Source organism: Collimonas antrihumi (assembly GCF_018304965.1).
GTDB lineage: Bacteria > Pseudomonadota > Gammaproteobacteria > Burkholderiales > Burkholderiaceae_D > Collimonas > Collimonas antrihumi.
This window is the reverse complement of record NZ_JAGQED010000020.1, coordinates 73958-87307: the sequence shown is the minus strand read 5'-3', so window position 1 is coordinate 87307 and position 13350 is coordinate 73958. Positions and strand designations below refer to the sequence as shown.

The window sequence follows — 13350 nt, the reverse complement described above, 5'->3', positions numbered from 1 at the left end:
GAAGATGCCACAGCGAACATGGAAGCTGGCAGCCAACCAATTCGCCATCATGTTCGGCGAACGCTTTACCAACGCAATTGACTAACTATGAAATTCTGATCCCGCACACAGAATTCCTGACAGGTCCGTACAAAGTCGTAATCTTTCTTAGCCAACAGAGCGGAGAGCGATACAACGCTACCCACTGGTAACACTACTGTTGCCATATCATCGAACTCAGCGTTAGGCAGGAAAATATAACTAAGCGAATCTGATGGCATCAAGTCGATCTTGGCAATCAGCTCGCCCTTATCGATATCCAGTGCTTTACCGGACTTCACATCTGGTAACTTGCGCACCGTCAAATCATAGCTGTCATGCTCGGACTGAATAAACTCAATAGTTGAATTCCGAGGATTCTTACTGTTGACATGTACCACCAACAGCCGTAAGTCATCTTTATACGGTAGCACCTTGGTGGTCATACTCAGGTTTACCATCCAGCCGTTATTGCCGCCTAGATTGAATTGATACCAACCCCAACAGCCAGCAGCGCCGATGGCAGCTATCGACGCAAGCTTAAGAACCAATTCAACAATTGGCGTTACACGGGTAACCAAACCTGCCTTGAGTGCATCTTGTTTTGACTCGACTGGCAAGCGTGGCTTACGTTGTGGATTCAATGATTACTCCTCCTACCTCGTGCCTTCAGAAAGGCTACGTCAAATCAGAGTGGCAGTGAAGCCAGCGAATACCGTTACTCGGTCTGCCAGATATATTTCACCTTAGTCCACGAATCCACAGCTACATCATTCTTTTTTGCTGCTGTAAATTCGCACTGACTGAATCCGTTGACGGTTGCTAAATCTAATACGGAATGACCGCTAGATACCTCGATTTTTGTGTCCATAATTTGCCCTTCTTTTGATACGTGTAAACTCACGACTACAGTTCCAGTTTCATTTAACGCCAGAGAGCTTTTCGGGTACTCGATTTTTCCGCATGTAGATGGAAGCAAAATAGCTTTCGTCGTTATAACGTTACTCGATGGTGCGCTATGGGCCGACGTGAACAAGCATCCAATGATCGGGATCGCAATTATTTTCAGGCGCATGAAATTTTCAGGCAAGAGTGAAAAATATCGAATAGGTTTCGCTTCGGCAACGATCTTATACTATCAGCAATATCGCACTTCCAAGCGTCGTCTCCCAATTTTTTCAATAATTGGCTCCGCACATTTGACTGCATTTACCGCGAGATGGCTCAATTAGACAGCATCTGCTCCCCGGACTTCATGTGCAAAGCGTTGAGGATATCAATATGACTCCCCGCCCGCTCGGACAACACTCCAGCAGCAGCTATCACCATCCGCGTCAAACACTCGGTATCGCCCACGTTGAGCATGGGCGGACAAGCATCATCGTCCTCCTCGCGCGCCAGATGGCTCGCATGAATCAGCGACAAGCAGGTTTTGATGCCTTGGCTCAGATCCAATGTAAGCGCCATGAATTGTGCCGATGCATCGAATCGCAGCCCATCGGCCAGCAATGAAAAAGATTGATGCTCTGATCGAGCGGCAGTTTGGGAAAATTGGTGGGACGTGTTGATGCAGGTCATGACGATCTCCAGAGTTGCGTGAAGCCGCATCCAGCTTTCAAACTGGGAGGGCGACAGATGGCAAGGTTGACAGACCGGTACAAAACGCAAAACCGGCAGCCCGAAGGCTCCTTACCACCGCCGCCCGTGGAGAACGTGATGGTACGCATAAAAAAACCGCATGTCGCGGTTTTTGCGCGTTTTGTGTAGCAGGCTGTCAAACCCGATCCCTTCTTTTTCAGGGATTGATCGACTATAAACAGTCATCGACGTGATCGCAATCAGCAATCCACCTATTCAGCATCAGCCGCACGCTGCGCCGGATACACCTTCACCAGCACAATCCGCGGCCCATTCATTTTCTTGACCACGATATCGAACCCGTCGAATTCGATTTTCTGCCCTTCATGCGGCAAATCGCCCAACTTGGCCATGATCAGGCCGCCAACCGAGTCGACATCTTCATCGCCGTCAATCACGACGTCGATGCCAAGTATCCGTTCCAGGCTGAAGATCGGCAAGCTGCCCTTGCCCAGCAAGGTACCGTCATCCAGGCGGCTCCATTCATTATCGTTACGCCGGAATTCATCGCGGATCTCACCCACCATCGCGCCCAGCAAATTATCGAGGGTGATAAAACCTTCCGGCTTAGTACCCTTTTTGCCGATGATGGCAAAATGCGGCGCGCCGGTGCGGAAGCGGCGGAACAACTCCAATGCCGCCATGCGCGGCGAGACATATTCCACCGGCCGCAGATAGGCACTCAGGCTGTCGATCGACTTGCCTTCCTGTTGCGCAATAAACAAATCCTTGAGATGGATCACGCCCAGTACATTGATGCCGCCCTGGTCAAAGTAGGGATAACGGCTAAAGCGGTGGCGGTAGATGGTTTGCAGGTTTTCCTGCAGGCTGCGCGCCTGGTGCAAGGCGGTGATCTCATTGATCGGGCGCATCAGGTCGGACACTTCGAGCTCGCTGAAATCGAGTGACTGCGCCAGCACTTTCCATTCTTCACGGTTGAATTTTTCACCGGCGTGGCTGCCGCGCAAAATCAACTTCAGCTCGTCTGCCGAATACTGCGCATCATGGCCGTGAACGCCGCCCAGCCCCGCCATACGCAAGATCCAGTTGGCACTGGCGTTGAGCACCCAGATAGCCGGATACATGGCCCAGTAGAAACCATACAAGGGCAAGGCGCACCACAGCCCGATCACTTCGGGATTGCGTATCGCGACGGTCTTGGGCGCGAGTTCGCCGATCACGATGTGCAGGAATGAAATAAGGAAGAAGGCGAAGAAGAACGAAATGCCGTGTATCAGTTCCGGTGAAGTGATGCCGATCCAGCCGAATACCGGCTGCAACAGGCTGGCAAATGCCGGTTCACCGATCCAGCCCAGCCCCAGCGAGGCGAGCGTAATACCGAGTTGGCACGCGGACAGATAAGCGTCCAGCTGGTGATGCACTGTCGCCAGAATGCGGCCGCGCAAGCCTTGCGTCTTGGCGATGGCGCGAATGCGGGTCTGGCGTAATTTGACTAAACCGAATTCGGCAGCAACAAAAAAACCGTTGAGTGCTACCAGAAATAATGCTGCGATAACCAATAACAGGTTGTTCAATGAATCTCTTTCATGGGTAATGACGGATGACAAGTATAGGCGACGATTGCGTTTTCAACAAAATCACGACGAATCCGCTTTCTTCCAGGGTTGCTAAAAACAACACTAGGCAAAAAAAGGTCTTCACGGATTATCGATAAACAACGGTAAAAACAGAAAGAAGGCAGGCAAAAAAAGGGGCAGAGTTTTACGCCATGAAATTGCGTAAATAACTCTGCCCCGCTTCAGGATAGTTTCAGGATTGCGTGCCGCCAGCGCGGATATAGTCGCCTACAGCATGGTCGCCAGCGCACATTGCCGATAATGTTCCGCTGCCAGTGCCTGCTGGTCGATCGCCTCATGCAATTGTCCCAGTTTCAGATGCGCTTCACGCACCGTGGCTGGCACTACCGAGTCCGACAATGCCTGTTCCAGGTGACGCTGGGCCTTGCCCCATAATTTTTGCTTGAAGCAGAAGGTGCCCAAGGTCAATGCCAGCTCGGCATCGTTCGGCGTCTTGATTGCCCAATGTTCGCAATGCTCGATTTGCGACAACAACGCAGGCGTAGCTTCTGCAGCTGCAGCATCGCGATAGACCGGCAGCAAACGCTGGTCCCACTCCATTGCCAGGGATTTTTCTACAATGGCGCGGGCTTCGGCATGCAAACCGCACTTGTTGAACGCGTTGGCGGCGCGCATGGCGATGAACGGCTTGACCCGGTCTTCGCTCGGCACCGTGGCCCACAAGCGGGTAATCGATTCGCCATCGTGGGCGTCGTCCGACAACAAACCGTCGTATGCCAGTTCGCGCAAGCGCGTCGACAAGGCTGGATGCAAGGCGTCGTGCTTGTCCAGGTTGCGTACCAGACGCAACACTTCCGGCCAGTTCTTGGCTTGCTGGTTGGCTTTCAGGGCCAACCGCAAGGCGTGGATATGGCGCGTGCCGCGGGCGTTCAGTTCATCGACGGTTTGCAGCGCCGCCTGCGACTTATGTTCATCTACCAGCAGATCCAGCGTGGTAATCAGGCGCGCCGTTTTCAGCGGTTCGTCCTCTTCGATGCTGGCCAGCCAGATATCGCGTCGCTCGGGTTGTCCCATGCGATGTGCGGCACGGGCGCCTAGCAAGGCCGCTACACCCAGGTTGTCGGGCAGCTCGGCGGCGCGCGTGGCGGCTTTTTCAGCCTGGCCGAAACGCCCTTCGAACAAAGCTTTGAGGGCATCGCGCAAAGCGTTATTGGCCGTGGTTTCACGCTTGTGGCGGCGATAGCCGATCACGCGTGCAGGCAACTTCTGGGTAACCCGGATCGCCCGGATCACCACGTACAGGATGATGAATAGAATCGCCAGCGCTACAACGAAAAAATTCAGTGACAGGTCAATCCGGTATGGCGGGAAAAACAGCACCACATTACCGGGGTTGTAACGCGCCACCACAGCCAGGCCGATGGCGACCGCAAACAGAGCAACAAGCCGGAGAAAGAATCGCATAGGACTATGGCTTGCCTTTGTAAGTACGGATCGCCGCTGGACTATCCAGCGCCGGCATGGTGATCGAGAGATTGCTGCTCTGGACTTGTTTCAGCAAAGTCTGCACAGTCTGGGTCTGCTTGGCGCGCGTGTCGAAATACTTGGTGATGGTTTCCTGGGCGGCAATCAGGTCGCTGCGGAATGCCGATTCGTTACGCGACAGCAGGCCGAGACGGGCGTTAAGCAAACGCAGCTTCAGATTCTCCCTGGCGTAGTAAGCCTGGGTTGGCGATAACAGCAAGGCCTCAGGCGTATCGACAGTACGGACCCGGATCAGCTGGCTGATTTCGGTCCATATCTCGCTGCTCCAGCTTTGCCATTTATCCTTCAAGCTGTTCTTCCAGTCAGTCACCACGGCATCGGCCGCAGCTTGCGATTTGGCGACATTGCCGGTATTGCCAGTACTGCTAACATCGGCGGCTTTTGGCTTGCTGCTGACGACAGCCTGGTTATTCGGTTTGCTGACGCCGACGATCGGCTTTTCATCGGACAACAGCGGCATGCTGTCGATCTGGCCGATGATGCTGTCAAGCCGCACGGCGATGCCGGTGACGTCCAGCGTCGGCAAAGCTTTCAGTTTTTCGATATCGCTGGCGATGGCGCGGCGCACGATGATGAATTGCGGCTTGTCGGAGCGCGACAAGTTCTTGTCGGCGTTCTGCAGCGCGATCAGCGCGCCCTGGACGTTGCCCGCCAGTTGCAATTGCTGGCTGGCGGTCGACAGCACGTCTTCCACCTGGGCCAGGGTCCAGTCGTCGCTATTGCGGGACAAATCCTTGTATAACTGCTCGAGCGCCAGTTGCTGGCTTTGCGCTTCGACCTGCTTGCTTTCCAGCACACTGACCTTGCCCTGCAATTCCTTGGACTCATCCTGCACCGACTTGACCAGTACCTTGGTCTCGGTATTGGTGCTGTCGCCGACTTGCAGGCGGCGCGCTATTTCCTGACGCAGCTTGTTGTTCTCGGTGTGCATCACCCACCATTGCGCTGCCAGCAGCACGGCCAGCAACAGCAATATGCCGTAGACCAGGCCAAGCCCCCGCTTTGAGCTCTTGCCCTTGTCGATAACATAAGGTTGCAGCACAGGTTGCGCGGCTGACGATGGCGATGTCGTCGCACTGACGGCAGGACCAGCAGGCTGGTTCGATTCTGGAGTGGGTATCGATTCGTTCATAGCGGGAATTGTAACGCGTCGAGTAGCCGTTCGTCGCCTGAGCCGGTGAGAGTCACATCGGTAAATCCAAGCGCATGTGCTGTTTCGGCAATGCGGGCATGTGGGACAAGGAGTTTCTGCTGTTGGATTTTTGCAACACCGGCGCTGTTTTCAAGCGCATGGACAAGGTCCATCAGGTGCCTGAGCGCTTCGGAACTGGTCAGTATCCAGTCGTTTTCGGTATCCAGCAGTTGTTGCAAGCGGACTTTCAAGGCGTCATCAAGGACAGGCGCCTGACGCCGGTAAGCCGCTACGGCCTGCACCTTGATACCGGCCGCGAGCAAACTGTCGGCAAAAAATTCGCGGCCGCTTTCGCCGCGCACCAGTAACACCTGGCGGCCGCGCAAGGCATTCAAGTCGAGCGCCAGCAACAATCCTTCGGAATCGGTCTTGGCCGGATCCGGCGGGCTGAAGATGGTGGCGTTGTGCGCCGTCAGGCCATGCCGCGCCAGCGCCGCGCGGCTGCCCTCGCCGACAATCCCGATGGGAACCTGCCGCGGCCAGCTGGCGATATGCCGGAACGCGGCGTCGATCGCGTTCGGGCTGACAAACACCACCAATGCGTAGGTATCGAGCTGGCTCAGGACGGCTTGCAAAAGCGCACTGTCGCTCAATGGCAGGATTTCCAGCAAAGGGAAAATCACCGGCTGCCGGCCGCGTGCCGCGATCTGCTGCGCCAGCGCCCCGGCTTGCGCCGCCGGCCTGGTGATGACAATCGGATGCGAGACTGAGAGTGGGCTAGGTTGCATGGCTGCCGTCTACCTGCCGGCATAAGGCAAAATCGGCAAAATCGCTTCGCTGTAGCCGCTTCAACCGCTGTAATCGCTGTAACAGTAACACTAGCGCTAGCACTAGGCGTCCTTGCAGAGCGCGAGAATGGCCGCTGCGTCTTGCGCTTCCAGCGCTGCCGCGATCTGCTCCCCTAGCACCTCAGGCGCATCGGCCGCGCCGCTGGCATCGGCAATCGCCACCCGCAGGCCGTCCGGTGTAGCGATCATCGCTCGCAAACGCATCTGGTCGCCGCTGATGGTGGCAAACGCCGCCAGCGGAATCTGGCAACTGCCGCCGAAGGCGCGCGACAAGGTGCGCTCTGCGGTCACCGCCAGCTCTGTCGGCAAATGATTCAAGGGTGCGAGTATTTCGTGCAGGTCGGCGCGGTCGGCGCGGATCTCGATCGCCATCGCGCCCTGCCCCGGCGCCGGCAAACTCTGCTCCGGCTCGATCAGGGCTTTGATGCGCGCGGCCAGGCCGAGCCGTTTTAGACCGGCCGCGGCCAGGATGATGGCAGCATATTCGCCGCGATCCAGCTTGCCCAGACGCGTATCGAGATTGCCGCGTAAAGGTTTGATCTGCAACAAAGGAAAGCGCGCCGCGATCAGGGCCTGGCGCCGCAGGCTGCTGGTGCCGACGATAGCGCCGGCAGGCAATTGCTCCAGGCTGGCGTAGTCGTTTGAAACGAAAGCGTCGCGCGGGTCTTCACGCTCCAGCACCGCGCTCAGCGCAAAACCGGGCGGCAGTTCCATCGGCATATCCTTGAGCGAATGGACCGCCAGATCTGCACGGCCTTCCTCCATTGCTACTTCCAATTCCTTGACGAACAAGCCCTTGCCGCCGACCTTGGATAAGGTCCGATCAAGAATTTGATCGCCGCGGGTGGTCATTCCGAGGATTTCTATATTACATTCTGGATATAATGCAGATAACCGCGCGCGCACGTGTTCCGCTTGCCACATGGCCAGCCGGCTTTCACGTGATGCAATCACCAACTTGCTAGGGGAGGATATTTTAGCCACAGGTTCTTTCAAATTTTAGCTTTGCAACGCAGATGCAGCAAACGCAGTCAGGATAGAGTTATCTAGTCGCTAACGAATTTTGTCAAAAACGCGTAATAAAACACGTATTTTTTGCGCCGGATTTTAGCATGCGCTCCCGACTGTCCCAGTTGTACTCTCTATATCAAATTATATATATTGCATAGAGAGCGCGTTTAACCAGTTACAAGCCCTTCGTTCCCACCCCAGAAAAGCTGATTGCACTCGTCCATTATGGCAAAACAATTGAATTCTGCTGTCCAGGCAAAAAAAACCGTTCCCAACAAAGATGCTCCACTCAAAGAAGATATTCGTCTGCTGGGCCGCTTGCTGGGCGATGTGCTGCGCGAACAAGAGGGCGATTCGGTATTTGAAGTAGTAGAAACCATCCGCCAGACCGCGGTGCGCTTCCGCCGCGAATCGGATCCGCAAGCCGGCGCCGATCTCGACAAGCTGTTGAAAAAACTCACGCGCGACCAGACCAATTCGGTGGTGCGCGCGTTTTCCTATTTTTCGCACCTGGCCAATATCGCCGAAGACCAGCATCACAATCGCCGTCGCCGCGCCCATCTGCTGGCCGGATCAGCCGCCCAGGCTGGCAGCGTTGCGCATGCGCTGAGCAAGTTGGATGACGCTGGCGTATCGGGCGCTACCGTGCGCAGTTTCTTGAAAGACGCCTTGATTTCGCCGGTCCTGACTGCCCATCCGACCGAAGTCCAACGCAAAAGTATCCTGGATGCAGAGCGTGAGATTGCCCGCCTGCTGGCCGAGCGCGATCGCCCGCTGACTGCCAAGGAATTGCGCGACAACACTGAGCTGCTGCGCGGCCGTATCGCCACTTTGTGGCAAACCCGCATGCTGCGGTATACCAAACTGACCGTCGCCGATGAAATCGAAAACGCGCTGTCTTACTATCGCATCACCTTCCTGCGCGAGCTGCCGGCGCTGTACGATGATATCGAAGGTGAAATCGCCACCCAGTTCCCGACCCGCGCCCGCCAGGGCAGCGCCGGCGCCAGCACCGAATTGGCGCCATTCGTACAGATGGGCAGCTGGATCGGCGGCGACCGCGACGGCAATCCCAACGTCAACGCCAGCACCATGCAGCGAGCGCTGACACGGCAATCGACCACGATTTTCGATTTTTACCTGGAAGAAGTCCACGCCTTGGGTGCGGAGTTGTCGGTGTCGACCTTGATGGTCAGCGTCAACCAGGAATTGCTGGCGCTGGCGGAAAGTTCGCCTGACACCTCGGACCATCGCTCTGACGAACCCTATCGCCGCGCCTTGATCGGGATTTACGCGCGGCTGGCATCGACCGCGCGCGAACTGGGCGCCACCAACATCCTGCGCCAGGAAGTCGGCGCCGCCGCCCACTATGCTACGCCGCAGGAATTTACCGGGGAACTGCAGATCGTCGAAGATTCATTGCGCGCCCATCACGGCGGCGCATTGATCAAACCACGCCTGGCGACGCTCAAGCGCGCCTCCGAGATTTTCGGTTTCCATCTGGCCTCGCTCGACATGCGCCAGAGTTCCGATGTCCATGAGCGGGTCTTGACCGAGCTGTTTGCCCAAGCCCAGGTCGAAGGCGCTTACGACAAGCTCAGCGAAGAACAGAAGATCGAGCTGCTGCTGGCCGAACTGGCTAAACCGCGCCTGTTGTACTCGCCGTATATCGACTACTCCGACGAAACAGTTTCGGAGTTGTCTATCCTGCGCGCCGCCGGCGAAATGCGCCAACGCTACGGTACGCGCTCGATCCGCAACTACATCATTTCACACACCGAGACCGTATCCGACCTGTTGGAAGTCTTGTTGCTGCAACAGGAAACCGGCCTGCTGCGCCCTGATACCGGCAAAGGCAAACCGACTGTATCCGGCGCACTGGATGTGATGGTGATCCCGCTGTTCGAAACCATTCCCGACCTGCGCCGTGCCGCCGCGATCATGGAGCAATTCATGGCGTTGCCGCCGGTAGCGCGCCTGATCGTCAGACAAGGCCAGTTGCAGGAAGTCATGCTGGGCTATTCCGATTCCAACAAAGATGGCGGTTTCCTGACTTCCAACTGGGAACTGTACAAGGCCGAGATCCAGCTGGTGCGCGTGTTCGATCGCGCCAGCGTCAAGCTGCGCCTGTTCCATGGCCGCGGCGGCACTGTCGGCCGTGGCGGCGGCCCGAGCTACCAGGCGATCCTGGCGCAACCGCCGGGCACCGTCAACGGCCAGATCCGCCTGACCGAGCAAGGCGAGATCATCGCCTCCAAGTTTTCCAATCCGGAGATCGGCCGCCGCAACCTGGAGCTGCTGGTAGCGGCAACGCTGGAAGCCAGCCTGATGCCGAATAATGCCGACAGCAAGCAGACCAAAAAACTAGGCGAATTCGAGCAATTGATGGATGGCTTGTCTGAGCGCGCTTACCAGTCGTATCGCAACCTGGTCTATGAAACCCCAGGCTTTACCGATTACTTCTTTGCAGCGACGCCGATTGCCGAAATCGCCGAACTGAACATCGGTTCGCGCCCTGCTTCACGCAAGGCGACCCGCCGCATCGAAGATTTACGCGCGATTCCATGGGGCTTTTCCTGGGGCCAGTGCCGCCTGCTGTTACCGGGCTGGTATGGTTTCGGCAGCGCGATCGAAAGCTGGCTGGAAGAAGGCAAGGACAGCAAGCTCAAAACCCAGAAACTGGCGACACTGCGCGCCATGTACAAGGAATGGCCGTTCTTCGCTACCCTGCTGTCGAACATGGACATGGTGCTGTCGAAGACCGACTTGGCGGTGGCTTCGCGCTACGCCGGGCTGGTCACCGACCGCAAGCTGCGCAACAGCATCTTCAAGCGCATCGTCGATGAACATGAGCGTACCAGCAGCATCTTGTCGGCAATCACCGGTTCCAAGGATCGCTTGTCCGGCAATCCTCTGCTGGCGCGTTCGATCAAGAACCGCTTCGCCTATCTCGATCCGCTGAATCACTTGCAGGTCGAACTGATCAAGCGCCACCGCAGCGTTACCGCGGCGGGCCGGACTACCGAGGAAAGGGTGAAGCGTGGCATCCATTTGAGCATCAATGGCATTGCTGCGGGCTTGCGTAATACTGGCTGATCTCGCACTTCAGTTGCGAACCGACGACGTAGTGATCTGGGGTCAGAGTCTAATGCCGTTAAGTTAAGCCCCGAACGGTATTCTTTAGATGGACCAATGCGGTCACTCCGTCATCCCCGCGAACGCGGGGATCCATGTTGCACAGTATGGTGATTAAAATGGATTCCCGCGTTCGCGGGAATGACGTGCCAAGCGCTATAACCGGTAACCTTAACTTAACGGCATTACACTCCGACCCCGGTTAGTTCGTGCTGCTCGTCGCGTAGGCCGTAATGCTTTACAGCTTCTTCTGCAACAACATCGCCTTGCCCATTGCCGGATTCAGTTCATAGCCGGCAAATCCGGTTGACTTATACAGCGCCTTGGCGCGCTGATTACCTTCCAGCACCTCCAGCGTAATCTTGCAGCAGCCCAGTCCGAGCGCTACCTGCTCAACCTGTGCGATCAATTTCTTCGAGATACCCTGCCCGCGAAATTTCTCTGCAACCGCCAGATCATGGATATTCAGCAGCGGCTGGCAGGCGAACGTCGAAAATCCTTCAATGCAAATCGCCACGCCTGCCGGCGCCTCGCCCACAAAAGCCAGCACCACGTGGATATCGTTTCTTTTGCTTAGCGCCGCGATCAAATTGCTTTTGACGAAATCGGCAAGCTGCTGCCCGCCGCCCATGGCATCCATCGCATAGCCATTCAAGAGCTCCACAATCGCACTGGCATGCCGCGCGTTGGACAAGTCGGCGTTCACTATCTGAGTCATGTTTCCGATCCTGGCTTAATATTGGTTGAAGCATCTCGGGCATCGATTTTATATCAGCCTCCCGTAAAGTTTCCCAAGTGTCAAAAAACCGCAGCCGCTCCCCTTTTTAGTGACTTTAGTGACAATTATCGGCAGCACTCGCCAATTTAGTGAACTGATAGACCAATCTTGTATATCAGATTGGTGCATCAGCCCTAAATATCACCTGATATCACCTGGCATACGACTTGCTGTTACCAGCGCATGACTGCCACCGCCAAATCGTCAACCCAGATCGCCGAACGGATTACCGAGGCAATGCTGGCGCGTAAACTCGCGCCCGGAACCCGCTTGGGCGAGCAGCAGCTGGCAGAATTGTTTGGCGTCAGCCGGACCCAGATCCGCGAGGCGCTAACCCGCCTGGTGACACGCGGCATTGTCACCGTCAGCGCCCGCCGCGGCTGGTATGTGATTGAACCGACGCCGGAGGATGCACGCGACGCCTTCGAGGCGCGCCGGGTGCTGGAACTGGGACTGCTGCGGCATGCGCGGCCGATCGGCGCTGATGCCATCCGCAAACTGCGCCAGCACGTCGAGCGTGAACAGGCCTCGCTGGAAGGCGAAGACGTCGCCACCCGCAGCTTCTTGCTGGGCGATTTCCATGTCTGCCTGTGTGAATCGTTCGGCAATACTTTGCTGGCCGACACCTTGCGCGATCTCACCACCCGCACCACCCTGACCGCCATGCAGTATCAATCGTCACACCATGCCCGGCAATCCTGCGCCGAACACGTCGGCATCGTCGCAGCGCTGGAAAGCGGCGATCTGGCGCAGGCGGAACAACTGATGCACACCCATTTATGCAATGTCGAAGCGGGCCTGGACCAATCGCTGCGCAGCGATCCGCTGTCACCGCTACGGCAAGCACTAGCACCACTCGCAGAGAATTTCGACAAGCAGTCATTCGCAATATCACCTCAGCTAAAGGAGTTTTAACATGAAATTTCCAAAGATTTTGCTCACCATGATGGCCGCCGCTGCCCTGTTCAACAGCGCCGCCCGGGCCGATGCGCTCGACGATATCGTCAAGAGCGGCGTACTGAAAGTCGCGGTGCCGCAAGATTTCCCGCCGTTCGGCTCGGTCACCAGCGATCTCAAACCACAAGGATTGGACATCGACGTCGCTACGTTGATTGCCAAGAAAATGGGCGTCAAGATCGAACTGGTCCCGGTCACCAGCGCCAATCGCGTACCTTACCTGCAAACCAAGAAAGTCGACCTGATCATCTCCAGCCTCGGCAAGAATCCGGAGCGCGAAAAAGTCATCGCCTTCAGCGACGCCTACGCACCTTTCTATAACGGCGTATTCGGCGGCGCCGATCAAAAGGTCAGCGGTGCAGCCGACCTGGCCGGCAAAACCGTGGGCGTGACCCGTGGCGCAGTGGAAGACCTGGAACTGTCCAAGATCGCTCCTGCCAGCGCCACCATCAAGCGCTACGAAGACAATAACGGCACCATCAGCGCGTTCTTGTCAGGCCAGGTGCAACTGGTTGCAACCGGCAACGTAGTGGCCGCCGCGATTATCGCCAAGAATCCGCCGAAGAAACCGGAAACAAAATTCCTGATCAAGAATTCGCCTTGCTCGATCGGCCTCAACAAGGACGAACCGAAATTGCTGGCCAAGGTCAATGAGATCCTGGCGCAAACCAAGAAGGATGGCGAATTGAATGCGGTGAGCGTGAAGTGGCTGGGCCTGCCTTTGCCGGCCAATCTGTAAGCGCAACTTGC

12 protein-coding genes are annotated in these 13350 nt (G+C 56.5%); 3 read left to right on the top strand and 9 right to left on the bottom strand.

Translation table 11 applies throughout. The features are described 5' to 3' along the window. Positions 1 to 65: 65 nt before the first annotated feature. From KHU29_RS16140 to hemC, 8 genes are all read right to left on the bottom strand, one after another. Entirely contained in the window at positions 66 to 662 is a 597-nt protein-coding gene (locus KHU29_RS16140) for a hypothetical protein (RefSeq protein ID WP_211453784.1), read from the bottom strand. A gap of 74 nt (positions 663 to 736) precedes the next feature. Further along, positions 737 to 1093 carry an energy transducer TonB gene (locus KHU29_RS16135; RefSeq protein WP_211453783.1) on the bottom strand — a complete coding sequence of 119 codons (357 nt, stop codon included), beginning with the start codon at positions 1091 to 1093 and terminating at the stop codon, positions 737 to 739. A gap of 149 nt (positions 1094 to 1242) precedes the next feature. Next, positions 1243 to 1596 (bottom strand): hypothetical protein, encoded by a 354-nt coding sequence (locus KHU29_RS16130; RefSeq protein WP_211453782.1) that lies wholly within the window; start codon positions 1594 to 1596, stop codon positions 1243 to 1245. 272 nt (positions 1597 to 1868) lie between these two features. Then, a complete protein-coding gene (locus KHU29_RS16125; protein ID WP_211453781.1) occupies positions 1869 to 3191 on the bottom strand; it encodes a hemolysin family protein in 1323 nt (440 codons plus the stop codon). A 270-nt stretch (positions 3192 to 3461) separates the two neighbouring features. Next, positions 3462 to 4658, bottom strand: coding sequence for a heme biosynthesis protein HemY (locus tag KHU29_RS16120; RefSeq protein WP_211453780.1), 1197 nt, complete (start codon positions 4656 to 4658; stop codon positions 3462 to 3464). Positions 4659 to 4662: 4 nt separating this feature from the next. Further along, complete coding sequence (locus tag KHU29_RS16115; RefSeq protein WP_211453779.1) at positions 4663 to 5871, bottom strand: uroporphyrinogen-III C-methyltransferase; 1209 nt, start codon at positions 5869 to 5871, stop codon at positions 4663 to 4665. Continuing rightward, the gene (locus KHU29_RS16110; protein WP_211453778.1) at positions 5868 to 6659 is read right to left on the bottom strand and encodes a uroporphyrinogen-III synthase; all 792 of its coding nucleotides are present in this window, start codon (positions 6657 to 6659) and stop codon (positions 5868 to 5870) included. The genes KHU29_RS16115 and KHU29_RS16110 overlap by 4 nt, the downstream gene beginning before the upstream one ends. 102 nt (positions 6660 to 6761) lie before the next feature. Continuing rightward, positions 6762 to 7703 (bottom strand): hydroxymethylbilane synthase, encoded by a 942-nt coding sequence (gene hemC / locus KHU29_RS16105; protein ID WP_211453777.1) that lies wholly within the window; start codon positions 7701 to 7703, stop codon positions 6762 to 6764. A 252-nt stretch (positions 7704 to 7955) separates the two neighbouring features. Between hemC and ppc the strand changes: the two genes are divergently transcribed. After that, on the top strand, positions 7956 to 10826 hold the full coding sequence (gene ppc / locus KHU29_RS16100; RefSeq protein ID WP_211453790.1) for a phosphoenolpyruvate carboxylase: 2871 nt from the start codon (positions 7956 to 7958) through the stop codon (positions 10824 to 10826). A 277-nt stretch (positions 10827 to 11103) separates the two neighbouring features. Here the strand turns inward: ppc and KHU29_RS16095 are convergent, their stop codons facing one another. Next, positions 11104 to 11583, bottom strand: a complete 480-nt coding sequence (locus KHU29_RS16095; RefSeq protein WP_211453776.1) for a GNAT family N-acetyltransferase — start codon at positions 11581 to 11583, stop codon at positions 11104 to 11106. A 243-nt stretch (positions 11584 to 11826) separates the two neighbouring features. Here KHU29_RS16095 and KHU29_RS16090 point away from each other — a divergent pair, with 243 nt between their 5' ends. Both KHU29_RS16090 and KHU29_RS16085 read left to right on the top strand, forming a co-directional pair. Next, complete coding sequence (locus tag KHU29_RS16090) at positions 11827 to 12558, top strand: GntR family transcriptional regulator (RefSeq protein ID WP_211453775.1); 732 nt, start codon at positions 11827 to 11829, stop codon at positions 12556 to 12558. Position 12559: 1 nt separating this feature from the next. Continuing rightward, the gene (locus KHU29_RS16085; protein ID WP_211453774.1) at positions 12560 to 13339 is read left to right on the top strand and encodes a transporter substrate-binding domain-containing protein; all 780 of its coding nucleotides are present in this window, start codon (positions 12560 to 12562) and stop codon (positions 13337 to 13339) included. Positions 13340 to 13350 lie beyond the last annotated feature (11 nt).

Excerpts from the sequence above, each read along its gene's own strand:
- KHU29_RS16095 (WP_211453776.1), bottom strand. The coding sequence starts at position 11,583 with ATGACTCAGATAGTGAACGCCGACTTGTCCAACGCGCGGCATGCCAGT.
- KHU29_RS16085 (WP_211453774.1), top strand. The coding sequence starts at position 12,560 with ATGAAATTTCCAAAGATTTTGCTCACCATGATGGCCGCCGCTGCCCTG.
- KHU29_RS16115 (WP_211453779.1), bottom strand. The coding sequence starts at position 5,871 with ATGAACGAATCGATACCCACTCCAGAATCGAACCAGCCTGCTGGTCCT.
- KHU29_RS16090 (WP_211453775.1), top strand. The coding sequence starts at position 11,827 with ATGACTGCCACCGCCAAATCGTCAACCCAGATCGCCGAACGGATTACC.
- KHU29_RS16110 (WP_211453778.1), bottom strand. The coding sequence starts at position 6,659 with ATGCAACCTAGCCCACTCTCAGTCTCGCATCCGATTGTCATCACCAGG.
- KHU29_RS16130 (WP_211453782.1), bottom strand. The coding sequence starts at position 1,596 with ATGACCTGCATCAACACGTCCCACCAATTTTCCCAAACTGCCGCTCGA.
- ppc (WP_211453790.1), top strand. The coding sequence starts at position 7,956 with ATGGCAAAACAATTGAATTCTGCTGTCCAGGCAAAAAAAACCGTTCCC.
- KHU29_RS16135 (WP_211453783.1), bottom strand. The coding sequence starts at position 1,093 with ATGCGCCTGAAAATAATTGCGATCCCGATCATTGGATGCTTGTTCACG.
- KHU29_RS16120 (WP_211453780.1), bottom strand. The coding sequence starts at position 4,658 with ATGCGATTCTTTCTCCGGCTTGTTGCTCTGTTTGCGGTCGCCATCGGC.